The sequence below is a fragment of the Hyella patelloides LEGE 07179 genome (assembly GCF_900659865.1).
Lineage (GTDB): Bacteria > Cyanobacteriota > Cyanobacteriia > Cyanobacteriales > Xenococcaceae > Hyella > Hyella patelloides.
In genome coordinates, this window is sequence record NZ_LR213846.1 from 1 (window position 1) to 26,488 (window position 26,488).

Sequence of the window (26,488 nt, forward strand, 5' to 3'; positions counted from 1 at the left end):
ATTACAACGCAAAACTATTTGCTTCTCGAAGATAGTTCCAATGCACGATCTGGTTATTGGACTATACATTAACAAGTATGAATTTGGTAGAGAAATTTAGCTTTTTACACTCTTTTATTACACTACCTTAGAAATGGTTAGATTTACTTGGCAGAATATGCCATTTTTTGCCGTAAACTGAGCTGTCGCATATCCGTCCACACTTCCTTGATGTAATTCAGACATTCCTGCTTTTGACCGCTTTTGCCAGTGTCTTTCCAGCCGAGGGGAATTTCTAGATTGTTGAGCCAGATTGAATATTGTTCCTCGTGATTGACTACGACTTTATAGGTTTTATTGTCTTTTTTGTCGGCTTGATACATAATCTTATCTATCAATCATTTATAATTTAAGTTGTTCGAGAGCTTATTTATTCTGGTTAGCAAAAAGCATTTAAAAGTTTTTGTTAACGGCGTTGTAATGCAGTCACTTAAACTCCTAAAATACTAGTCTTAGCAGTCTGTTCTATTTGTATCTTTTTCATGCTTAATTGGAAAAATGGGAACAACCGCCATCACTATGATCTAGTCGATGATTGGGGTCGAGCATCTTTAAGCGACCTTTCTCAAAATTTTCCAGTCTACTTACTGCCGAAATTTTGTTACAGCGCAAGCTTCCTGTTTCTTCGCCACCGAATTGGGAACATACAGCCCTATGAGAATGAGATAGAGTAAGATAAGCCTCGACGAATTGCCCGTGTTGAGCTTGAAGTTCGACAGGGAGTTGTCGAAAAGCAGGAGTCAGTTTTTTGAACGTTTTGATTAGCAAAGCGTGATCCCAAGACATTAAACCGCTAAAATTTTCCGATTCTACGTTAGGAGGTTCCATGTTGGGACGAATTTTCTGTTCATATTCTTTCCTGCTAAAGGAACCTGCAAGTTTCATGGCAGCTCCAGAAGCTAACATTAAGTCGGTAGCAGTTCTTAATTCAACTTCAGCTTCGTCAAGATTTCCTGCTTCGAGTTGATTTTCAAAGCGACGCAAACAAATAATTAATGCTTGGACATCGACAAAAAATAACCAGTGAAATCCTTCCCAAATTTGCTGTAAATCTTCTTGAGTTTGTGTTTTAGTCATGATATTTTCTCTAACGATAAATTAAAAACTCTTCCTAAGAGGTAAACATAGCTTTTCAGTCCCTCTTGTAAATCTGTGATGCGACTAGAATTAAAATCAGGATTGTCTCGATCCAAATCTAACAAGAGCAAAGTCTTATAAACAGTCAATAAGCCCCAAACTATGCAAAAACTTTTATCTTCTGTGCGAACGTGAGATAAATTAAAATATTTGTTAAAATCTTTTACTTCCCAAGGTTTTAAGGAAGATTTAGTCGTAGCTATCGGAGCCAATCTTGAGCTAAACTCTAGAGCCTCTAATTCTCGATTTACAATGGTGAGGGCTTGAAGGCTAGATGATTTATTTAAAGCTTGTAATAAGCTTTGTAGCACCTGACGAATTTCACCTTGGTCGGATAAGCTAAGTTGCTCATCAATTGGTAAGTCCCAAGGAACGAGTAGATAAAGCTGCGACGGCAGAGAATCGTAAGACATTTTAGTAGTAGGGTATGATTGTAAAATAAGTCCGCAAATAATCTAAATAAATTAATTTCTGGAGATATTTCAGATTCTCGACCATTTCTAATGAATGAATTTGGAGAATGAGTTAGTTCACGCCTCAATCTCCAGCAATTTATGTTAAGGTCTGAAATTCTTGTTTTATTAGAGGGCGTTCTTGCATTGGTGGAGGTGCTATAAAACCACCTTCGATTAAATAGGAGAAATAGATATCCAGTAACCGATCGTCTATCGCAGGACAGGTAATAGATGTTCCTGAAAGTCCCTCAAAAGTATTCTGACAGTCAAATTTGACTATTGTTGCTTTAGATTGGGGTGCTGAGGCACTACTAAAAAGCAGAGGAACTAGAGGATACAAACCATATTCGGGATGATTTTCGGCAATATCTAATAGTTGTTGATGCCATTGTTCGTAGGGAATTTGTTGAATTGGATAACCAAGCGATCGCAATTTGTCGAAGAATACATTAGTAGAAACTGGCTGGGGATGGGTGATGTGAAAGCTTTTACCCCAAGAGTTTTGCTGTTGGGAAAGATGAATTATGGCTCTTGCGACATAATCCACGGGAATAACATCCTGCATCATCTCGGCATTAGGAACATTGCCAAGTTCGAGGCAGCCAATTATTAGCTGGTACAAAAAATTATTCTGATCAAAGACACCTGTTTTACTGTGACCTGATATGCGTCCAAGTCGATAAATACAAATTGGAAGCCCGCGACCGCCGGCTGCTTTGACTAACTTTTCTGCTACCCATTTACTCTGGAAGTATCCGTTTGGTGGAACTCGACCGCTATCAATACAGTCTTGTTCTCGAATTATTTTCTCTCCAGATTTATCAGTATCTAAAACCCTAGTAGTCGAAATAAAGTGAACTGCTTTGACCCTAGTCTGACAAGCCAATCGTAAGATTTCCCGAGTCCCCTCCACGTTAGTACTTTTAAGTACCGAATAGGGTAAGACATGATCAACCCAATCTCCGTTATGATAGATAGCGTCAATATCTGTTGCCAGCTTTAGAAATTGCGCCTCGGAAAGTCCTAAAAGTGACTTTGATAAATCTCCAATTACTGGAATGATTCTACTCTGAAAATCCACCTTCCACAGTTGGTAAGACTGAAGGCAGTTTTCTAATTTAGTACGAGCTACTTTAGTACTGTCGGCATGTACTAAACAATAAATGTCAGCAGCGGTTTGTTGTAGAAGTTCGTGGAGTAAAAACGCCCCGACAAAACCTGTCGCACCTGTCAACAAAATACGATTGGAGTTAACAGTAGGCTCAGTTGGTGATTTTGGCTGGATTGAATCATCTAAAACAGCATCAGCACAGAGTAAGTTATAAGTCTCATTATCATTAGATTTATTGCTCAGAAAATCTATAATTTCTGCTTTGCGATCGCAAAGCAGAGTTTTTATGGTTGGTGTCAGTACGCCTTTAGGTGCATTACAGCGCAAGAGATCGTCCTCCAGCCAGAGCTTAATGTCGAGATGAGCAAGTTTTGCCATAAACTCTTCTAAGGTCTTTTGACTTGGAGGTTCACTACAATTTGTGGTTGTTTTTACCGTGGATAGTCGTTTTAAGTTCTTATCTAAAATAATTTCTTTACTCCCCAACAGCCGTTCGCTAATGATATTGCGATCTCTACAGGCTCGAACTAAATTGTTAGACTCAAGAATTGGACGAGACTGGTCTGTATATTTAATTGAGGTAATATATGTCAGCCAGGGTTCTTGTCCCATGGCATATACGTAAACCTGTTGGGGGTTAAATTGACTGACCAGTTCTATCGCTCTCTCGGCATCAGAGCCATCTAATCTACGGGTGGCGTCCATCTTTCTGGGGATAGATTTTGTCAATAAAGAACCATACGCCCAGCTAAAGGGTGCGCCATCGCATTCCATACCGATAAAAATTACATCAATATCGCCAAATAGCTGATGGATTTTTTCATAAAGCTTTGGTTCGATATTATTAGAATCTGCCAAACACAAAATAGATTTTCCTTTTAACTGCACCAGAAAGGCAGCTTTGGCACTAATATTTAAATCGCCATGTTCCCCTAAGAAAGGTAATGCCACAATTCGCCCATCATCAAACTCAATTGTCTCAAGGTTGTCAATTTCTATAACATTGGCAAAGCCAAGGGTAGTTGAGAGTAATTTCAAGGAAGGGTCGAGTAAATTGCCACTACTACTTTTAGGCACTACTATATGTTCGATTTTATGTCGCAATTGCAACAAGGTTTCAAACATGTAGTGGTCTTGATGATTGTGGGTAATCAGAGCGTAGTCGATCTTTTCTGGTAAATCGGCATAGGTATAGCGGGTCATGCCCTCTTGATGCTGATAGCTAATTAAGGGGTCGCAGAGAATACTGATATCTTTGGTTTCGATTAAGACACAAGCATGACCAAAATAACGAACCCTAACCGATTCACCGCTATACTTTGGCTCTTTCTGGGGAGGCTCTTCCGTAAAAAACGAGGAAAATAATCGCTCATCTTGCTCAGTTATTCCCAATAGCTCTTTAATTTGCGAATAGGGTTGGGGAATATCCCTCATCTGAAACAGGCGATCGAGTCTGGAGTCACTAAAGGGAATATCTATATGTAAACTATGCTCATCTGGCAGGCGAGGTGTACTGAGGACAAAGGAGCGTTCGTCTTCCTGACCCAGATATAAGGCTACAGTTTGAGATGCAGGATTATAGTATTGACTTTGGAAGAGGAGTCCTTCAAGAAAACGAATCGAAGGATGATTGTGAGCATCGTAAACTAACTCTACATATCCTTGTAACGCTTGAGGAACTTTTTGATAGAGGGGTTCTAGGGAATATCCTTGAGCTGACTCCATCAGCAGCGAATCTAGTTGAGAAATCGCCTGAGAAAGTTCAATTAGATGCGCCTGTTTTTTTTTGGTTTTCTCTAACAAAGTTCTAATTTCATCAACTCGGTCAACCCCATAGTTAATAAAGGGACCACCCATCATCGCTAGATCTTGCAATGTTAATCGATGAACTTGGGGAGCATCGACAAAGGACTGCATAATTTTAAGATGGGATTCAGTAATATACCGAGCTGCTGTGGCTGGGGAAATCAGATATGACCAGGCATACCACTGATTAAATAGGGGTTCGGCGATCGCATTGGGCTTGAGATAAAACATAATTTATAATTGTGATACATTTCAATAAGACTAAGTCACAGATTGCTCCGTAGACGACGGACACATACAGCGTTTACACCCGTCATTTTGGGTGAACGAATCCGCCATTGTCCTAAAAGATATACCTTCGGATATGCTGTGACCGATTGACCAACGGTCATGTAAATGATCGACTTTCTGATTTATATTTCAATTTCTTCTCTCTCTTCTTCTTCGCTTATCTCCACAGGAGCAGAAATTGTCTCTAAAATTTGCTGATGACGTTCTGCCTCGGTCAACATAGATAAATCTGAAAGACGTACTTCAGGATTGGCAACAATGCTTTTTAGCAAAGTTTGAAGAGGATCCAACATTCGAGTGATAGTAGCTGGATCGAAACGGTGGCAATTGTATACAATTTTCAGTGCCAACTCCCGATCAGTTATCACAAAGAGGTTTAAAGGATAATGCGTCTGTTCAAATACACGCATATTACCTATCTCTAGGTCTGGGATTTGCGACTGCAACGAAGAATCCACAGGATAATTCTCAAAAAATATTAGACTCTCAAACAGAGGAAGCTCTCTTGGTATTTCACTCCATTCTTGAATATCAACCAGTGGACTATATTCATACTGACGTATCTCCAAGCTTTGAGCTTGAATGTGCTTTAGCCAAGACAGAAGAAATTGGTCTGGAGTTACTTGCACTCTTACTGGCAGGGCATTAATAAACAGACCGACCATAGACTCTACATTCGGCAGAGCTGATGGGCGTCCAGAGACCACGGCTCCAAATACTACATCTTTCCGAGTAGTGTAACGATTCAAAAGTAAAGCCCAAGCTCCCTGAATCAGAGTGTTGAGAGTTAGGTGCTGTCGCTGTGCAAAAGATTTTAGTGCAGTAGTTACTTCAGTTGATAGTTTGATTTCTCGCTCATCATAGTTCTTATTTTTATCTGAAGATTCTGAAGAGGCTTGATCTACTTTTAGGGTTGTTGGAACTGTAAAACCTTTAAGTTCCTCTCTCCAGAACTCTTCAGCTTGTGACATATCCTGCTGCTCAAGCCATGCAATATAATTTTGATAGGGATAAGGCAAATTTAATTCAGGAATTTTACCTTGGTAAAATTCCTTATAGTAGGTAATAACTTCTTGAAAGATTATAGGTACAGACCAGCCGTCCGTCAGTAGATGGTGATGGCTCCATACAAAATGACAGTGAGACTCGGCAAGTTTAATTGCAACTATGCGCATTAGCGGTGCTTCGGAAAGCTCAAAACCGCGCTTACGGTCTGTATCCAGTAAATTTTCTAGTCGTTTCTGTTGTTGAGCATGAGGGACGTTTTGCCAATCTTGTTCTGACCAATCGAGTTTTACATATCGACTTACTATTTGAAGAGGTTCTTTGAGATTGCCCCACACAAAAGCAGTTCGTAGAACTGGATGACGATCCATTACTTGCTGCCAAGCTCTGACAAAAGCAGAAAGGTTCAACTCTCCATAAAAATCCCAGCTAGTTTGATTGACATATACACCAGATGCTGGCTTATCAAAGCTATGGAAAAGCATCACCTGTTGCAATGGAGAGAGAGGATAAACAGCCTCAATATTCTCATTTTCAAAGTTCACCATTCCCAATGCTGCATCTAGTTCTTCTTGCTTGAGTTGTGCCAGAGGAAAATCAGAAGGAGTAAAGCCACCTGCATCGGGAGATTGACAATGAGCAATCAGCGATCGCAATGCTTCGACATAATACTGCGCCAGTGCTTCAATCGTTGTACGATCATGTAGGTTTTGACTGTAGCTCCACTTTATTTGTAACTGTCCTTGATTCACCATCCCATTAATTTCTAAGAGGTGCGATCGCTTATTTTTGGGACTAGAAGCTAGTCCACTAGATTCTGGAGCTAAACCAAATAAAGATGATGGTGATAAACTTTGGTCAAACTGACCTAAGTAATTGAAAACAACTTCAGCTTGGGGTAAGCTTTTCAATTCTTCTGTAACCTTTGGCTCCTCACTGAGATAGCGTAATACACCATAACCAATACCGCGATTGGGAATACTACGGAGCTGTTCTTTGACTTTTTTCAAGGCATCCCCTAAGTCAAATGTATCTTCTAGACTCAGCAGTACTGGAAAAACAGTGGTAAACCAGCCAACAGTACGTGACAAATTTACCTCATCGGCAATGTCTTCCCGCCCATGACCCTCTAGGTTGACTAAAAGAGTAGACTCACCCGTCCATCGAGCAAAAGCTTGCACTAGTGCTGTTAGCAGTACATCGTTAATCTGAGTGTTATAAATTTGTGGTACTTCCTGGAGCAAGGCTTGGGTCTCTTGGGTACTCAAGTGACTGGAGATAGATTGCACTGAAGCCATCGTATTATCACCCTCTGCAAAATTTACAGGCAATGGGTTTGATGGCTTTAACAATTGACTTTGCCAATAGTCTAACTCCTGCTTTAGAGCAGTCGAACCCCCATACTCCCGCAGCTTTTGCGACCACTGCTGAAAAGAAGTGGTTTTTGCAGGTAGCACTACTGGTTCTTTTTGGCTAAGTTGCTGATATGCTGTCTGCAAGTCCTCTAGCAAAATTCGCCAAGAGACCCCATCCACAACCAAGTGATGAATCACAATCAGTAAGCGGCTGGATTTGCTAGCTCCCAGGTCGAAGAAACCTACACGCAAAAGCGATCCAGTTGCAAGATTGAAACTTGCTTGTAATTCGTTGGCAGTTGTCTCTATTGCTTGCTTTTGCTCTGCCTCAGTTAACGCTGAGAAATCCCAACGGTTTAACTGTAAAGATACATCGGCACTAGATTGATGAACCTGCTGCCATCCAGACTCGGTTGATTCAAATTTTAGGCGCAGGGCATCGTGATGGAGTAATAACTGCTGTAATGCTTGCTCTAAAAGATCTAAATCGATCTGTTGCTGCACCTCTAGTAAAACAGCTTGATTATAGTGGTGTCGCTTCGATAGATTTTGCTCGAAAAACCATTTTTGGATGGGCGTTAAGAAAACTTTTCCTGTAACTAACCCTTGCTCTGCTAAAAGTGGCTCTTTAGTATTTGCTATTGTTGCTACTGCTGCTAATCCAGCAATGTTCTGATGTTCAAATAACTGTTTGGGGGTTATCTGTAAACCTGCCTGATTAGCTCTGGCAACTATTTGAATCATGAGGATGGAATCTCCTCCTATTTCAAAAAAGTTATCGTCAATACCAATCTGTTCCAGACCGAGGACTTGAGACCAAATCTCGACCAGCTTCGTCTCGACAGGAGTTCGGGAAGCCACAAACGCTTTGTCTAATTCGGGTCTAGCATTATCGGGTGCTGGCAATGCTTTGAGGTCTACTTTGTTATTTGGTGTCAAGGGCAAAGTATCTAACGTGACAAAGATATTTGGCAGCATATATGCGGGGAGCTTTTGCTCTAGAAATTGACGCAGTTGACCGCTGCTGAGTGTCTCCTCTTGAATAACAATATACGCCACCAAACTTTTGTTCCCTGAAATATCATCTCTGGCTATTACTACCACCTGATGGATTTGGGGATGAGTATTGAGTACTGTTTCAATTTCCTTTAACTCGATGCGGAAGCCACGAATCTTTACTTGGTGGTCGATACGACCCAGAAGTTGTATCCGACCACCTTTTAAGTAGCAAGCTAAATCTCCAGTTTTGTATAGCCTTGCTCCAGGTCGATCTCTAAAAGGATTGGGGATAAATGTTGTGGCAGTTTTCACTGGGCGATCGAGATAGCCTCGTGCCAAGCCAACTCCAGCAATATGTAATTCTCCAGGGACACCAATGGGAACTAGTTGTAGATTTGGATCTAAAATATAAAGCTGTTTGTTAGCTGCGGGACGAACGGTAGGTAACAAGTCTTCACCATTACCACATTCCACCATACTTGCGTTAACCGTCGTTTCCGTAGGACCATAGGCATTAATAAACAATCGCCCTTGTGACCATTGGGAGATTAATTCGGGTGATGGAGCTTCTCCCCCTACCAAAACCATCTCTAAATCTGGTAATTCTGCTGGTGGTAAAACTGTTAGTGCCGAAGGTGTAATAGTTATATGGGTAATAGCGTGCTGGCGCAGAAATTCCAGTAAAGCTTGACCTGGTAATACATTGGTTGCCGTTCCCAAATACAATGCGGCACCAGAACCTAACGCCATGACTATTTCGGGGATAGAGGCATCAAAGCTAAAAGAAAAGAATTGCAGGATGCGGCTATTGGCTCTAACTTTACAAGTCCTAATTTTGTCTTGAGTCAGATTTACCAATCCTTCATGAGTAACTAAAACGCCTTTGGGCGTTCCCGTAGACCCTGAAGTATAAATTAAGTAAGCTAAGTTATCAACCGTAACCTTACTATCAGTATTAGAAGAATTTTCTTGCGCGAACTCATCTTTATCCAAGCAGACAATTTGACCTGGGAGTTGAAATAGCTGAGACTTTAACTTCTGGGTAGTCAGGAGAATATTAACCTGAGAATCTGACAACATAAAATCAAGACGCTCTTGGGGATAGGTCGGATCTAAAGGAAGATATGCTCCCCCTGCTTTAAGAATGCCCAACATACCGATAATCATTTCAGGCGATCGCTCTACACAAAGTCCAACCTTACATTCTGGCTTGACTCCCAGCTTTTGTAGGTAATGTGCCAACTGATTGGCGCGCTGATTGAGTTCTTCGTAGGTTAATTTCTGCTCTTGAAAAACTACTGCGACCGCATCAGGAGTTTCCTTGGCTTGCTCTTCAAATAATTGATGAAAGCATAGGTTTTGAGGATACTCAGTCTGAGTATTATTCCACTCAAATAATATTTGCTTTCGTTCGGCTGGGGTTAATAACGGTAATTGTGAAATTGGTTGCTCTGGATTAGCGATAATGCCCGATAACAAACTGCCAAAATGGTCTGCCATTCGCGCGATCGTCGTCTCGTCAAATAAATCTGTATTGTACTCAAAATTACCAACCAATCTAGAATCAGTTTCATACATATCGAGGCTCAAATCCAATTTAGCCGTTCTGGTTTTTGAGTCCAAAAAACTTAGTGTTATGTCAGAAAGTTTTAGCTCTGATTGGGGGGCGTTTTGCAGCATGAACTTGACTTGAAACAGAGGACTATAACTCAAGTCTCGCTCTGGTTGAAGTTCCTCTACTAACTTCTCAAACGGCAAGTCTTGATGGTCATAAGCATCCCAGGTTATCTGTCTGATTCTCCCTAACAATTCTCGAAAAGTAGGATTGCCCGACAAGTCAGCACGCAGCACTAAGGTATTGACAAAAAAGCCAATTAACTGTTCTGTCTCTGTTCGATTGCGGTTGGCAATGGGAGAACCTACCAGGATGTCCTCTTGAAAGGTATAGCGGTAAAGTAAAGTCTTAAACGCTGCTAGCAGAGTCATAAACAGCGTTACTTCTTCTTGCTGACCCAGTTCTTTAAGTGCCTCTGTGAGTTCGCTATCTAAAGAAAAAGAATATTTCGCGCCTCTAAAAGTCTGGGCTTTAGGTCGGGGATGGTCTGTCGGCAACTGCAAAACTGGCAGACTACCACCAAGTTGTTTTCGCCAATAGGATAGCTGAGTTTCTAATACTTCACCTTGGAGCCACTGACGCTGCCTGGCAGCAAAGTCAGGATACTGAATAGATAACTCTGGCAGTAGAGACGGTTGACCCGTAGAAAATGCCTCGTAAAGGGTACTAAGTTCTCGAACGAATACCCCCATAGACCAGGCATCGGAAACAATATGGTGCATGGTTAATAGTGCCACATATTCTGCGTTAGCCAAACGCACTAAAGTAGTTCTAATTAATGGTTCAGTAGCCAGATCAAAAGGTCGTTGGGCTTCATCTTCTGTTAAACGTAAAACTTCCGTTTCTTGCTCCTTCTGTTCCAACTGTCGCCAATCTAATATGGGTAGTGCTAGCTTTAAGTTTGGTGCGATCTCTTGGACAGCCTGACCGTCTATGGTTTTAAATGTAGTTCGCAAGGATTCATGACGACGCACGATTTCATTAAAGCTTTGCTCAAAGGCAGCTATATCGAGTGAACCCTCCAGACGCACAGCCCCAGCAAGATTGTAGAGAGGGTTGCCCGGCTCCATTTGGTCGAGAAACCATAATCTTTGTTGCGCAAACGACAAAGGTATGTTTTCTGTTCTAGCAACAGGTGTAATTGTCTGCCTCGATTTAGTAGCCAGATCGACTCGATTGAGAAAAGCAATAATTTCTTGTTTGCGTTCTGCTAGCTGAGAACTGAGGCTAGAAGTTAGTACTTCTTCAGGAGCATCACAACACAGGCGATCGTTTTCGAGCCAAAGCTTGACATCTTGTTGAGAAAGCGATGTTAAAAATTCATCAATAGTTTTCATAATTCTATTTTTTTTCGTCCTTTTGCTTCAGAAATTGGAGATCGTGATACTTGCTTTACTACCTGACTGGTAGTGGTAATATATTCTGCTAATTGAGCTACGGTAGGTCTTTGAAACAGACTGCGTAGAGGTAAATCAATTTGGAATTCTTCTCGCAAGCGAGAAATCACTTGGGTAGCCAGCAGAGAATGTCCGCCCAACTCAAAGAAGTTGTCGTAAATTCCGACATTTGACACGCCTAAGACAGAAGCAAAGATATTGGCAGTTGTTTCTTCACTTGGGTTTCGTGGTGCTACATATTCCTGTTGACTGCTGATTTCTTCATCGGGTGCTGGTAACAATTTGCGATCTACTTTGCCATTTGGTGTCAAAGGTAAAATGTCTAACTGGACAAAAATATTTGGCACCATGTATTCGGGTAGCTGGGAACGAAGAAATTCACGCAGTTGATTTGTAGAAATTGATTCCTCTTCAGCGACCACATAGCCAACTAAGCGTTTATCATTGCCCTGGTTATCTGTAGCAACAACTACATTTTGTTGAATTTGAGGATGAGTATTCAGTACTGCTTCAATTTCCCCTAACTCGATACGGAAGCCGCGAATTTTTACTTGGTGGTCAATACGCCCTAAAAACTCGATATTGCCATCTGGCAGCCAGCGAGCTAAATCTCCAGTCCGATACAATCTTTGATCTTTTGCTTGATTATTTTTGCCATGGTTTTTATTGAGCGGATTAAAGATAAACTTTTCTTGGGTTAACTCAGGCAGATTTAAATATCCTTGTGCCAGTCCCTCTCCTCCTACATATAGCTCACCCGAAACACCTGGCGGTACAAGATTGCCGTACTGGTCTAGAATGTATATCTGAGTGTTATCAATCGGTTTTCCAATTGGAATCGTATTTTTTTTCAGATATTCTTCTAGATTTGCTTGTGAGTCTTCTACCAAACGCAAATGTATTGCTTCTTGATGGACTACGTTAGTCTCCGTGTCACTAGAGCTAATTCCTGGTATGCTTTTGGCTTCAATTTGATTAGCAATTCTCAGTTGATCCTCAAGAATATGCTGTAAATCTGTTGCAGTAGTATTGGGATTGGACAAAACAGTTCTAAATACAACTATTTCCCTGCCATAGATGGGATTCATCAAGGTAGTTTTAGATACAAAGGTCTGTCCTTGTTCAAACTGCTCTCTTTGGATCTGAGTATTGAGTCGATCTATTCTTTGAATATCATCCTCACTCAAAGATTTTTGTAGTGCCTTGGCTCTTAAGTCTTCTGGAAGATATCGATAATTGACAATATTTAAGGCTGGTTCCATCATGAGTTCAAATGGTTCCAGTTGTGCAATCAGTCGAAAAAAGTATTGGGCTTTCTCTATGCCATTGTTAATCAGAATCTCATATCCCTTTTTGCCAATAATATTAAGCGCACCGTGTAAGCACAACGAAATCGCTGAGCGTGAGCCTTCAATTGTGAATCGTCCCACATCGAATGTATCTGGCTGAGCTTGGTAACGAGCTGTAGTTGTGGCAGCGTTCAACAACTGCGGATCTTTAAATAGACAAACGCTGATACCTTGGGGTAAATATAGCTGTTTGTGACCACAAATAGTTATTGAGTCTGCTTGCTCAATTCCTGTTAATTTTTCTTTATGCTTATCAGAAAACATTGTTGCACCACCCCAAGCACCATCCACATGGAAATGAATGCCGAATTCCTGAGCGATTTCTCCCATCTCACCTAAAGGATCTATTTCTCCAGTTTCGGTCGTGCCAGCGATACCCACAAGGGCCAAGATATATAGCTTATTTCTTTTGCATTCATGGATTTTTTCTTTCAACTGATGGAGATCTAAATTTCCGTCTTTATTACTGTCAATAAAGACAATATTGTCTGTCCCCATACCTAAGATAGAAGCAGCTTTATTAAGGGAATAATGCATTAGCCGAGAGCCAATGATCACGATATCGTCATATCCCTTTTTCTGCAAAACTTTGTAAAGACTATCTTTTGATAACTTACCCGACTCTTTTTGGGTAAACAATCCAGAATTTCGCGCACACAATAAGGCACTAATATTTGCCGTAGTACCACCAGTAGTGATGATGCCAAGATTGCGATTTTTCTGCTGAATGTTTTCGGCGTAAAATTCACTTTTAAAGTCATAAACAAGACGATGCAGCATGGCGATCGCCTCTCGTTCTAAAAAGATCAAAGACTTTGAGGTCTCGATCTTGACTAGATTTTGGTTCAAGCGAGAGATCATCTTGCTCATATCGTGCATAAAATCTGGCAAAGCAGAGGTCATATGCCCAATGTATGTAGGAGAACCAGTATCTACAGCATAGGGAAGTACTTCTTGGTTGAATTTATCGTAATAATCATCAACTGTTACAGGATGTAAGGGCAATTCACTCTGCTGAAATTTTGTCGCTAGCATTTCTGGAGTGACACCAGGCTCAGTAAAGGGTTTCTGATGAATTTCATGAACCTGTTCTTCAATCCCATCATGAACAATTTTTGGCTTAAAATATTGCAGTATTCTTTGGCGTGTTTCCCAAAAATTTACTTCAAAACAGGTAACATCAGCAGCAACTTCTGATGAGCCATAAAGATTAAACAATCTAGCCGAACCAAGTTTTTGGTGAAATGCTTCAGCTAAGGAGAGGGGTAAGGCTTCTCCGCTACAAAAAACATATTTGAGATATTGAAGCTGTGTCAATTGTTGGGAGGCACTGTCGAGCATCGCTTTGAGCAATGATGGCACTAGAACAATTCTGGTTACTTTTTGCTTACCTAACAAGTTCATCAGCTGAGGAATATCGCTCCGCGTCTCCTCTGGAACAATTACCAGCGCAATTCCTTTTAAGAGGGGCGAAAATATTTCTGCGACATGATCGACAAAATTAATAGATGTTTTTTGAACGCAAACTTCATCCGCTCTAAATGGCAGCATTTTCCACATCCAATTCAGGCGGTTGACAATGCCACCAAGCTTGCCGAGAACGGCTTTAGGTCTTCCTGTAGAACCCGATGTATAGATAGCATATGCTAGATCGTCGAGTGTTGCATGACAATCTAAATTAGCAACACTTTCTTGGGCAATGGCATCTTGATCTCGATCCAGACAGACGATATGTGCCTGTTGAGGAGAAATCTTGTCTCTCAGAGGCTGCCGCGTTATCAGGATACGTACCTCCGAATCTGACAGCATGAATGCCAGTCTTTCTTGCGGATAGTTGGGATCTAACGGCACATATGCGCCACCTGCTTTGAGAATAGCCAAGATACTTACTATCTGTTCTAGAGATGGTTCAACACAAATTCCTACTAACACTCCCGAAGCAACTTCAAGCGGCTGTAAATAGTGTGCTAACTGATTGGCTCTGGCGTTGAGTTCGTCGTAGGTTAGCTGTTGGTCTTCAAATACCACTGCTAGCGCATCGGGTGTCTTCTCTACCTGCTCCTCAAATATTTGATGTATGCATTTATCTCTTGGATATTCGCTATTAGTATCATTCCACTCTACTAACAACTGCTGCCGTTCTGATTCCCTAAGTAAGGGTAACTCAGAAACTCGTTGCTGAGAATTTTCTACTATTGCTTCGAGTAAAGTTTGGAAGTGCTGACTCATGCGCTCAATAGTTGAGCCTTCAAACAAATCGGTGTTGTACTCCCAAAAACCCTCTAATCCTTGCTCAGTTTCTTTGACCGATAGGGTTAAATCAAACTTAGCAATTGTACTTTCCCGCTCTAACTGAGTCAAAGTTACACCAGGTAATTCCATCTCCTCAATCGGCGCATTCTGCAAGATAAACATCACCTGAAACAGAGGCGAGTGACTCAAAGAGCGTTGTGGTTGCAACACTTCTACCAGTTTCTCAAACGGCACATCTTGATGCTCATAGGCTTTGAGAGTTGTTTCTCTCTCTTGTGCCAGCAATTGCTGGATGCGGGGATTATCTGCCAAATTGCTTCGCAACATCAAAGTATTCACAAAAAAGCCAATCAATGATTCAATCTCACTACGATTGCGATTGGCTATTGGTGAACCAATTAGAATGTCTGATTGACCGCTATAGCGATAGAGTAAAGTGGCAAATCCTGCCAACAGGGTCATAAATAAAGTACTCCCCGACTCCCGAGACAAGCTTCGTAACTTTTGGGTTAATTCAGGATTTAAAGTAAAACTTTGAGTAGCTCCTCGATAGGTCTGCTCAATCGGACGAGGGCGGTCAGTCGGTAACTGGAGTAATTCTGGCGCACCCTGCAATTGCTGCTGCCAGTAATCTAGCTGAGTTTCTAATACCTCTCCACTCAACCATTGTCTTTGCCACAGGGCAAAGTCAGCATACTGAATTGGTAATTCTGATAATGGTGATGATTCTCCCGCACAAAATGCTGAATATAAACTCGACAGTTCTTGAATCAATAACCCAATCGACCAACCATCAGAGACGATGTGGTGCATTGTCAATAATAAGACCGATTCTCTGGTATCTAGTTGCAACAAATTACACCTGAACAATGGTGCCATTTCCAGGTTAAAGGGGATAGTAGCTTCTTGTTGTACTCGTTGCTGTAATACAGTTTCTCGTTCGGTTAGTTCCAACTGCTGTAAATCTACGACATTAATTTCCAGGGTGACTTCTGGATCAATTACCTGAATTGGTTTGTCATTTACGTTTGAGAAGCTAGTACGTAGCACTTCATGACGATGTACTATTTCTGACAATGCTTGTTGCAGGGCATTAATATCTAATTGACCACTGAGCCGAATTGCTCCTGACATGTTGTAAGTAGCACTTGACTCTTCAAGTTGATTCAAAAACCACAGTCGCTCTTGCGCCCAGGATAGAGGCAATTGTCCTTCCTCGCTTCTAGGTTGAATCGGTGGCAGACTTATTCCACTCTCCGTAGCACGTAACTGCTTAATTTTTGGCTCTAGTTGAGCTACGGTAGGAGACTCAAAAATTGCCCGCAGGGGGATTTCTATTTCTAAGACAACTCTGAGTCGGGAGATTAACTGAGTTGCTAGCAGAGAATGTCCCCCTAATTCAAAGAAGTTGTCGTAGATTCCCACCTTTGACACACCGAGAACCGAACTAAAGATATTGGCAATGATCTCTTCATTTGGCGTACGTGGTACCACGTATTCCTGCTCTAGAGCAATTTTTCCCTCTGGTGCAGGTAATGCTTTGCGGTCTACTTTGCCATTGGGTGTCAAGGGTAAAGTGTCTAAGGTGACAAAGATATTAGGTACCATGTACTCTGGTAGCTTGGAACTGAGGAATTCTCGCAGTTGATTTGTCGGAATTGATTCCTCTCGAGTCACGATATATGCCACCAGACTTTTGTTTCCTGGAATATCCTCTCTAGCTATTACTACTGCCTGTTGAATTTGAGGATGAGTATTAAGTGCCGCCTCAATTTCTCCCAGCTCGATACGAAAGCCACGAATCTTTACCTGATGGTCGATGCGACCAAGATATTCAATATTGCCATCACTCAGGTAGCGAGCTAAATCTCCTGTCTTGTAAAGTCTTTGTGATAAAGAAGGAGCAATCGGGTTAGGAATAAATTTTTCTTGGGTCAATTCTGGACGGTTGAGATAGCCACGGGCAAGTCCATCACCTCCAATATACAGTTCTCCTGCTACCCCGATAGGAACTGGTTGCAAGTTTTGGTCTAAAAGATAGATTTGGGTGTTGGCTATAGGACGACCAATCGGAATCGTGCCTTCTGTTGCGGAGGTTTTCCGTTGAGGCTCTAGCTGATAGACGGCTGACCAAATTGTCGATTCTGTCGGACCGTATAAATTCCAGACCTCAGTACCTCTTGTTACTAAATCAGCAGCTAAAGAGTTATCTAAAGCCTCACCACCACAAAGAACTTTTAAGTGCTGACCTCCCTGCCAGCCTGCTGCTAGCAATAACCGCCATGTTGCTGGTGTGGCTTGCATGAATGTGGCATTGGATGTACTCAGCCTTTCTAACAACTGAGAACCATCCATGGCAACATCACGACTAATTAATACCAAACCAGAGCCGGTAATCAGTGGTAGAAATACTTCTAATGCTGCGATATCGAAGGATAGAGTTGTCACTGAGAGGAGAAGTTCTTCTTCTTTTATGCCCAGAGTGAGGCGCATGGAATTTAAAAAATTAATCAAAGCTCGCTGTGGAATTTGTACTCCTTTGGGCTTTCCAGTTGAGCCTGAAGTATAAATTACATAAGCAAGATTCTTTGAACCTAACTCAACCTCAAGATTCTCCTGACTTTGTTGTGCTACTGCGCTCCAATCAGTATCTAAACAAACTAATCTTGCTTGATGTTTGGGTAAAGATGTCTGTAATGAACTCTGGCTTAGCAACACCTCCACCCTCGAATCAGCCAACATGTAGCTCAACCTTTCTTGAGGAAAATAAGGGTCGAGGGGGACATAAGCTCCACCTGCTTTGAAAATGCCGAGCAGTCCTACAACCATTTCCAGTGACCGTTCGACGCAAATGCCCACTAGCGTCTCTGGTTTTACTCCCAAGTGTTGCAGGTAATGTGCTAACTGATTGGCTTTGGCGTTGAGTTCTTGGTAGGTTAGCTGCTGGTCTTCAAATACTACCGCTACCGCATCGGGTGTCTTTTCTACCTGCTTCTCAAATATTTGATGTATGCATTGACCCTGGGGATAGTCTACTTGAGTATCATTCCACTCTACTAATAGCTGCTGCCGTTCTGATTCCCTAAGTAAGGGTAACTCAGCAACGAGTTTCTGAGGATTTTCTACTATTGCTTCGAGTAAGGTTTGGAACTGCCTACTCATGCGCTCGATAGTTGAGCCTTCAAACAAATCGGTACTATACTCCCAAAAACCTTCTAACCCTAAATCCGTCTCTGTCAGATCCAGGTGCAAATCAAACAAAGCTTTAGTATGTTCAACCTCAAAAGGTGTGATGGTCAGCTCTGGCAGTTCAAATTTTACCTTGGGAGTATTTTGCAAGCCAAATGACATCTGGAATATGGGATTGTATTTGGGGTCTCGTTCTACCTGTAGTTCCTCAACCAATTTTTCAAAGGGTAAATCTTGATGGGCATAGGCACCTATCATCATCTTTCGCACTCGACATAAGAGTTCCTCAAAAGTTGGATTACCTGAAAAATCAGTGCGTAATACCAGGGTGTTAATAAAACAGCCAATCAGTCCTTCAATTTCAGAGCGGTTGCGGTTAGCTATGGGCGAACCAACAATGATGTCTTCTTGCCCAGTATAGCGGGAGAGCAAAATGTTGAACGCTGCCAATAGAGTCATGAACAGTGTCGCCTCGGTTTTCTGAGCGAGGGCCTGAAGTGCTTGGGTCAGATTCTGCGGTATCAGGAATGATATTCTGGCACCTCGGTATGTCTGGACTGGTGGTCGCGGTAGGTTTGTAGGCAGTTGCAGCAGGGGTGGAGCATTTTCTAATTGCTGCTTCCAGTAAGACAGTTGGGACTCTAGCTTTTTTCCTTGCAACTCCTGTCGCTGCCAGACAGCAAAGTCAGCATATTGAATTGGCAGTTCGGGCAAAGACGCAGGTTTTCCCGTCGTAAACTCTTGATAGAAGGCTGAGAACTCGCGTATCAGTAAGCCCAAAGACCAGCCATCACCAACAATATGATGTATGACCAATAGCAGAACATATTTCTGTTTACCTAGCTTTAGCAATGTCCAGCGTAGCAGAGGACCTTGAATCAGGTTGAATAGACATTGAATCTCCTCTGTCACTAGCCGTTGTACTTCTCTGTTCTGCTCAAATTCTGGCAACTTCCACAAATCCACCATTGACAATGTCACTCTCAGGTCTGGGCAGATGGTTTGAACTGACTGCCCTTCCTCTATCTGGAAATTAGTGCGCAGAACTTCATGGCGTTGCACAATTTCATTAATACTTTGCTTAAGTGCTGCTACGTCGAGGAAACCTGTCAACTGTATTGCTAGATGTTCATTGTAAAAAGAGTTGTCAGGTTCTAACTGCTGGAGGAACCACAGTCTTTGCTGGGAAAAAGATAGAGGCGGAGGGGTTGTATTGGAGCGTCGGGAAATAACGCTTGTTCTATTTCTATAGTCTGACTCAACCTCACCTCGTAAGCGCTTTTCTAGAAGTGCTCGTTTTGCGGGTGAAAGCTTAGACATTAGGGTTGGTATTTCTTCTTTTTTATTTATGTTCATAATTAATGATTTAATAGGTTAAGGTTTTTTATAAACTTTCACTCAATCAATAAAATTTATCCCAAGAACCTCTCTAAAACAAATTTTTGTGCTTCTTCTTCTGTAATTTCTTCTAATTCTTCTACAATTATTTTTTCAATTGCTAAAGCTAACTTTTCTACAGTAGGTGCCTCAAACAAGCTGCTTGCGGGCAGATGAATTTGAAATTTTTGGTTTATCTTAGAAATTACTCGTGTCGCTAAAAGGGAGTCTCCCCTCAGCTCAAAAAAGTTGTCGTAAATCCCTACTTTTTCGATTCCCAGAAGTTTTTGCCAGATTTCAGCAAGAGTTTGCTCGACTTGATTACGGGGGAGTACATAAGAGTTGCTCAGGTCGGGACGGTGGTACAATTGCTTACTAGAACTAACTCCGATTCCAGCCTCCATTTCTTGAGCGTAACGATGCTGGCGAATTGCTGCCTGCAGATCTCGTCCAGAAACAATGATCTGAGGTAGCTGATATCTAAGAATATAGTCAAATAGTTCCTTACCCTCTTCTGGAGAAATGCTGTTCTTCTGATATTCCTCATAAAAAGGCTTCAATTCTTCTGGTACCTCATTTTGAACTGCCATTCCTACTTGTTGCCAGTTATCCCAGTTGACTGCAATTATCAAAAAACTATTGTCGTCTTTTACGGTATGGTAATGAGCATAAGTATCCAAAAATGCATTTGCAGCTACGTAATCCACTGCGAATCCACCCGAGATAGAACTAAGTGATGAGAATAATATGAGGAAGTCTAGCTGTGTATCTTGGAAGACTGTTTCCAGCACCGAGATGCCTTTTATTTTTGCTGCTAGAACTGATTCAACTATATCTAATGTTCTGGATTTAATTTTTCCTGGAATTGCCACTCCAGCTGCGTGAATAACGCCATGAATCTCACCAAACCTTTCGCCAGCTCGCTCTACCAATGCTTGCATTTGTTCGAGAACACTCACATCGGCACTAACTACCAAAACTTCTGCTCCCAGTGCCTCTAAAGCTTTAACTTGACGAATCTTTTCACTAACTTTGTCGTGTTGCTCATGAGATGCGAGCCATTGTTCCCACTGGTCTCTAGCGGGGAACTCTGAGCGCCCACTTAGAATTAATTTAGCTTTTACTGTACGTGCTAGATGCTCTGCGATGACCAAGCCAATACCGCCTAATCCACCTGTAATTAAGTAAACGCCGCCTTCGTGCAACGAAGGCACATTTTCTTCTGCTTCAATCTTTGTTTGCACTGGTTCATAGCTCTGCTGCCAACGATGCCTACCACGGTAGGCGATAATCTGTTCGGAGAATTGAGTAGTAAGTTCTATCATCAACTGTTCTACGAGCTTATACTCCTGTAGGCTTTCTGCTTGAGGAAGAACAATATCAATACTGCAACAGCTAATGTTCGGATACTCTATTGGAATGGTTTTAATCGGTCCTAACAACGTCGCTTTCTCTGGAGACAGCTCTTCTTCTCCTGTCACTGACTGTAGATTGTTGGAAATGGCTGCGATTTGCAGCTTATCAGACACACCCTGTTTTTCTAAAGCCTGCGCTAGAAACAGCAAAGAGTAAAATCCTTGTTCTTGAACTCGATCGAGATTTTCGAGTGCCAATTCTGCACGATTCTGCGGTGTAAGACTCCATAGATGCACAATGGTTTTTGGTAACAAATCTAGGGCGATAAGTTCTTCGATTAGAGTATCGTAGTCATCCCTTTTTCGTGGATTAATAGTATATATTGTTTGACCTTTGGTAGACTTGCTCTCACGACTAAATTGCTCTCCAATCTTGACGGTTATGACATTTCCACCTTCAGCCTCCAACCGCTTCAGGACTAGTGCTCCTAAGCCGCATTCATCGACAAACACTAAGCAGCATCCAAGTTGAGTTTTCCGCTCCTCCAATTGAGAAAGATGAAGTGGTAGACAGCGTTTCCAGGAAGGAATGTAGAACCAGTCGGCGATGTCAGACTTTTTACCAGATGAGATTTGGGAGACATGGCGCGCCTCTTTTAGTTCTAAAGTCTTAGTAAATGCTGAAGGAATTGATCGCTTGGCTTCGGTGTTGGTTCGAGCCATTAAAAGCTGTTGCCCTAAAGCTGCCGTTCCAGAAACGGCAGCAATTTCAACAAAACCGTTAGTCCGCAGTGCTTCCTGCCACTGCTCCTGAGATAGATAAAGATTATCTAAGCTGCGCTTTTCTTCCTGGGAAGGATTCATCAGCAAAGCCCAAGTCATATCGATATCAAATGTCTGTTGTGTTTTTTCCCAGACTAGAAGTATGCCTCCTGGAGCTAGAAGGGAGCGAACATTCTCTAATGCAGTGTTGATATCTTGGGCAACATGCAATGATTTGACGGCTACCACCAGATCAAAACTACCCTCAAAATAACCCTGCTCTGTAAAGGGTCGATTAATGTCTACAGCGCGACATTCGATGAATGGATATTGACCAAATTTCTGTTTGGCTTCATTGAAGAAAGAGTTACCGACATCGGCAAAAGTGTAGTTGGTTTGCTTTGACGACAACACGGGGAGTAACTCCTCTGTGGCATAGCCAATTCCACTCCCAATTTCCATAATTCTCAGATTAGTTTGTGCTGATAGCGAACCTACAACTTGCTCTGTCAGAGAGCGGATGATGGTGCTGTAGTGAGAATACCCTGGAGATTCTCGATTGGTATTTTCTGCTGCACTGAAGTTATATAAAAAGCCATCGAAAAACTCTAATGGTTCTTTTTTACCAGTCAGTACTGCTGCTAGATTATTGCCACAGCGTTCGACTAGATTGACGATTTCGAGTGAGTTTTTCCAGTGCAGTTTAACTTCTTTCAATAGATTATTAACTGTTTCTATCGAACAAGATGCGAGATTAGTAAATTGCTTCTCATGTTGTTGCAAGTTTCCTTGCTGTAACAGTTTTTGCAGCCATTGAGATAACAATGGTCGATAACGAGGAATAATTTGACATTGCTCCCATAACTCTTCAAGAGAATATTTTTTGTCAGAATTACCAAAAGCCCCTAAATTTCTTAAAGCAAGGTTGATGTAGGCGGCGCATAAGCTATCTAACCACTGTTGATTCTTCTGATAAGTTTGCTGTTCAGATTCGGAGACACTGACATTTGCTTGGCTCTGACCAGTTTTTATCAAAGATGACCAAAGTTTTGATGCCGTCGTTAGGGACTGCTTGACTGCTGGTTTTGGGGCTTCAATCCAATATTTTTGCCGTTCAAAAGAATAAGTGGGCAAAGGGAGTCTATGTCTTTGTTCATGAGCATAAAAGCCCGACCAATCTATCTGTCCCCCCGCCAGCCATAGCTGACCTAGTGTTTTTAACAAAAACTCAATATCCGATTGCTGCTCTTTAGGGTGACGGATTGAGGTTAACACTATCTGCTCTGGCTGCTTTTGCTTATGCTGTTTGGCTAACTTACTCAAAGTTCGACCAGGACCTACTTCCAACAAAACTTGTGTTGGTTTTTTAAATAACTCCTGCAAACCTTGCTCAAAACGCACCGTTTGCTTGATATGATTCAACCAATATTCAGCCGAAGTTGCCTCTTGGGTTGTAATCCAGCTACCAGTAACGTTGGACAGGTAAGGAATTTGTGGCGACTTGAGGCTAACTTGAGCGACTCGCTCTTTAAAAGGGGCTAAAATAGGCTCCATCATTGGTGAATGGAAGGCATGGGAGGTGTGGAGTAAGCGGCAATCCACATCTAAGGTCAGCAACTGATTTTGTAAAGCTTCTACTGCCTCGGTGGCACCAGAAATTACACAGGAGTCTGAACCATTGATTACGGCTACAGAGAGTTCTGACCCCAAATAGGGTCGCACTTCTTGCTCTGAGAGGGCGACTGACAGCATGCTTCCTGAAGGTAGTTGCTGCATCAGTTGACCCCTTGCCGTTACCAAAGCTAACGCATCTTCGAGGAAAAACACACCAGACAGAGTGGCTGCCACATATTCGCCAATGCTATGACCAATCATCGCTACAGGACGCACTCCCCAGGACATCCAGAGTTGGGCTAGGGCGTATTCGATAACAAATAGTGCGGGTTGGGTAATCGCGGTTTGCTGTAGTTGCTGCGTTGCTGTTTCTGTGTCTGCCTCTGTTGGATAGATTACTTGGCGTAAATCTAACTTTAGTTGGGGTACTAGCAGTTCGCAGCAGAGATCTACCTGTTCAGTAAAAGTCGGTTCGCTGTGATAGAGTTCTCGTGCCATGTTGACATATTGTGCGCCCTGACCCGTGAACATAAAGACTACGTTGCGATCGCTAGACTCGATAGAGCTAGTCAGAACTCGTTTGGGGTCTTGTAGGGCGAGTATCGCATCTTCTGTGTTTTGGCAAACAACTGCCCGTCGGTGTTTAAAGGGTTGACGACCGACCTTAAGGGTGTAGGCTACGTCAGCTAGGTTAAGTTCTGGATCTGCTTTGAGGTGATTGAGCAAATTAGTGGTCGCCTTTTCTAATGCTGAACTAGTTTTGGCTGAAAGTAGTAATAATTGTCTGGTTTTGGAAGGAGATGAAGGTTCTACGACTGGTGCTTCTTCTAAAACTACATGAGCATTGGTTCCACCAATACCGAAAGAACTCACTCCCGCACGGCGAGGGATACCGTTGGTTTTCCACTCGGAAAGCTCAGTGTTGACGTAAAAGGGACTATTGGCAAAATCAATTTGAGGATTAGAAGACTCGAAGTTAATCGACGGTGGGAGCAGTTGGTGATCTAGTGATAATACAGTCTTAATAAAACCCGTAATCCCAGCAGCAGCATCTAAATGCCCAACGTTAGTCTTGACCGAACCGATCGCACAATAGCCTTTTTTACTATTATTAGCTCGAAATGCCTCTGTCATTGCTGCCACTTCGATCGGATCGCCTAAAGGAGTTCCCGTACCATGAGCTTCTAGATAAGTAATGGTTTCTGGCTCAACCTCAGCCATAATCTGAGCTGCTTTGATTGCCCTGGTTTGACCTGATTCACTCGGTGCGGTGTAGCCTACTTTCATCGCACCATCATTATTAATTGCCGAACCCTTGATGACTCCATAGATGTGATCGCGATCGTCGAGCGCATCTTCTAATCTTTTGAGAACTACAACTCCGATTCCATTCCCGCCAATAGTGCCACTTGCTTTGGCATCAAACGCTCTACAGTGTCCATCGGCAGCAGCAATTTCGTTGGGAGAAAGGGTTACTTCACTTTGAGGAACTTTAACCGCCACTCCAGCCGCCAAAGACATATCGCATTCACCACTCAGCAAACTCTGACAGGCGAAATGAACTGCCACCAAAGAACTAGAACAAGCCGTTCCTACACTAACACTCGGTCCAGTAAGATTTAATTTGTAAGAGACGCGAGTCGGTAGATAATCTTTATCGACCCCGATTAAAGTCGATAAAAATCCCCTCGATTCCATCAATTCCTTATTAGGATTAAGATTATAGAGCAAGTATGTCCCCATTCCCACTCCCGCATAAACTCCTATGGGTCTGGTTTCCGCCTCGGAGTTATAGCCAGCATTTTCTATGGCTTCCCAGGCACACTCTAAGAACATACGGTGTTGTGGGTCCATAGTTTCGGCTTCTCTGGGATTGTAGCCAAAAAATTCCGCGTCAAAGAGTTCTACATCGTCGAGAACCGCACCTGCTTTGATAGTTTTGTCGGATGCAGAATCTGTAAAAACCGAAGTCAGTTCTACTCCGTTTACCAGATTTTCCCAAAAATCCTCTAAATTTTTGCTGCCAGGAAAACGCCCTGAAACTCCTATTACTGCTACTTCTAAGTCAGTTAGTTGAGATTGCATAATTAAGCTATTTCTGATCGAAACCTACGTAAAAAATGGGTGGTTTTGCTCGTAAACGATATGACACTAATTCAAAATAAAGCTATCAATTAGCTATTTTTGATTTTGATTTTTTTAATCTCTGTTTAAGTCGAGTTTTTCCTGCTGTCAGTTGCTCGACCATTTGAGAATTCTCCACTTCTGGTAGCACTCGAGACTGAGTTACATGTTTGGCAAGAGAACGAATTGTTGAATATTTAAACAAATCGACTAAAGATATTCGTTCTAGCTCATTCGACAATATATTTTTTAGTTTGCTATAAATTTTGGTAATCAGTAATGAGTTACCGCCAATTTCAAAAAAGTTATCGTTTACTCCTATTTTTTCTAAGTTAAGCACTTCCTGCCAAACAGCAGCGATGTTTTGCTCGACATTATTTTGGGGGGCTACATAATTGCTCTCTGATTCTTGGATGAAAATATCTGGAGAAGGAAGCGCACCTCGATCTACTTTTCCATTTGCCGACAAAGGTAAACTTTCCAAAAATATGAATGCTAACGGTATCATATAATTCGGAAGTCGTTCTCTCAGAAAAAGTCTCAGTTCCTCAAAGGAGACTTTCTGATTGGCAACTACATAGGCTACCAGCCGTTTTTCACTCAGCTGCTTGCCCGCTGCGGCAATTATCGTTTTTTCAACTAGAGGATGCCTCATTAGCACTGCCTCAATTTCCCCTAGCTCGATACGATATCCGCCAATCTTAACTTGGAAATCTTCTCGACCGAGAAATTCAATATTTCCATCAGGGAGATAACGACCTAAATCACCTGTGTGATATAACCGCTCATTGGTATGGGGATGGATAATAAAACTAGCCGCAGTTTTAGCTTTCTCCTGCCAATAGCCTCTGGCTACGCCAACGCCCCCGATATAGAGTTGCCCTGGAACCCACACAGGACAAGTTTCTAACAATTCATTGAATACATAAAAACGCTGGTTAGCCATCGGACGACCATAAGGTATACTCTTCCAATTTGACTCAACTACTTTAATTGGATAAAGAATAGACCAAATAGATGCTTCCGTAGCACCTCCTAAGCTGATTACTTGAATATTTCTGTTTAGATTTGTAATTTGAGGGGGCAAAGCTAGTGGTAGCCAATCTCCACTAAGCATGACCAAACCTAGACTTGTCAAAACTTGAGGTTCATCTCTAGCCCAGTCAACCATTATCTGCATTAAGGCTGGCACTGAGTTCCAAATAGTAACCTCGTGCTCTACTATCAATTTTGCCCAGTGGGCTGGATCGCGATC

General features: G+C 42.1%; 9 protein-coding genes. 1 reads left to right on the top strand and 8 read right to left on the bottom strand.

Going from position 1 to position 26,488, the window contains the following annotated elements; all coding sequences use genetic code 11:
- Positions 1-100 (top strand): IS1 family transposase (locus tag H1P_RS39375; RefSeq protein ID WP_222427060.1); only part of this gene is annotated, 100 nt, incomplete at its 5' end.
- 43 nt (positions 101-143) lie between these two features.
- On the opposite strand, the gene H1P_RS14165 is transcribed toward H1P_RS39375, so the two are convergent.
- The 8 genes from H1P_RS14165 to H1P_RS14205 all read right to left on the bottom strand — a co-directional run.
- Positions 144-362, bottom strand: coding sequence for an MbtH family protein (locus H1P_RS14165; RefSeq protein WP_144868196.1), 219 nt, complete (start codon positions 360-362; stop codon positions 144-146).
- A 163-nt stretch (positions 363-525) separates the two neighbouring features.
- The gene (locus tag H1P_RS14170) at positions 526-1,116 is read right to left on the bottom strand and encodes a siderophore biosynthesis protein (protein ID WP_144868198.1); all 591 of its coding nucleotides are present in this window, start codon (positions 1,114-1,116) and stop codon (positions 526-528) included.
- Positions 1,113-1,589 (bottom strand): hypothetical protein, encoded by a 477-nt coding sequence (locus H1P_RS14175; RefSeq protein WP_144868200.1) that lies wholly within the window; start codon positions 1,587-1,589, stop codon positions 1,113-1,115. Before H1P_RS14175 ends, H1P_RS14170 begins: the two co-directional genes overlap by 4 nt.
- Positions 1,590-1,728: 139 nt before the next feature.
- Entirely contained in the window at positions 1,729-4,779 is a 3,051-nt protein-coding gene (locus H1P_RS14180; protein ID WP_144868202.1) for a thioester reductase domain-containing protein, read from the bottom strand.
- A gap of 182 nt (positions 4,780-4,961) precedes the next feature.
- Positions 4,962-11,150: a non-ribosomal peptide synthetase gene (locus H1P_RS14185; protein WP_144868204.1), complete on the bottom strand. Its 6,189-nt coding sequence runs from the start codon at positions 11,148-11,150 to the stop codon at positions 4,962-4,964.
- A complete protein-coding gene (locus H1P_RS14195; RefSeq protein WP_186375964.1) occupies positions 11,147-19,357 on the bottom strand; it encodes a non-ribosomal peptide synthetase in 8,211 nt (2,736 codons plus the stop codon). Before H1P_RS14195 ends, H1P_RS14185 begins: the two co-directional genes overlap by 4 nt.
- A 56-nt stretch (positions 19,358-19,413) precedes the next feature.
- Positions 19,414-25,194 (bottom strand): type I polyketide synthase, encoded by a 5,781-nt coding sequence (locus H1P_RS14200; protein WP_144868206.1) that lies wholly within the window; start codon positions 25,192-25,194, stop codon positions 19,414-19,416.
- Between the two features lie 85 nt (positions 25,195-25,279).
- The coding region (locus tag H1P_RS14205; protein ID WP_144868208.1) for a non-ribosomal peptide synthetase at positions 25,280-26,488 on the bottom strand (1,209 nt) is incomplete at its 5' end.

What these genes read in the sequence shown, in the direction of transcription:
- H1P_RS14180 (WP_144868202.1), bottom strand. Translation starts at nt 4,779, where the DNA reads ATGTTTTATCTCAAGCCCAATGCGATCGCCGAACCCCTATTTAATCAG.
- H1P_RS14175 (WP_144868200.1), bottom strand. Translation starts at nt 1,589, where the DNA reads ATGTCTTACGATTCTCTGCCGTCGCAGCTTTATCTACTCGTTCCTTGG.
- H1P_RS14185 (WP_144868204.1), bottom strand. Translation starts at nt 11,150, where the DNA reads ATGAAAACTATTGATGAATTTTTAACATCGCTTTCTCAACAAGATGTC.
- H1P_RS14200 (WP_144868206.1), bottom strand. Translation starts at nt 25,194, where the DNA reads ATGCAATCTCAACTAACTGACTTAGAAGTAGCAGTAATAGGAGTTTCA.
- H1P_RS14170 (WP_144868198.1), bottom strand. Translation starts at nt 1,116, where the DNA reads ATGACTAAAACACAAACTCAAGAAGATTTACAGCAAATTTGGGAAGGA.
- H1P_RS14195 (WP_186375964.1), bottom strand. Translation starts at nt 19,357, where the DNA reads ATGAACATAAATAAAAAAGAAGAAATACCAACCCTAATGTCTAAGCTT.
- H1P_RS14165 (WP_144868196.1), bottom strand. Translation starts at nt 362, where the DNA reads ATGTATCAAGCCGACAAAAAAGACAATAAAACCTATAAAGTCGTAGTC.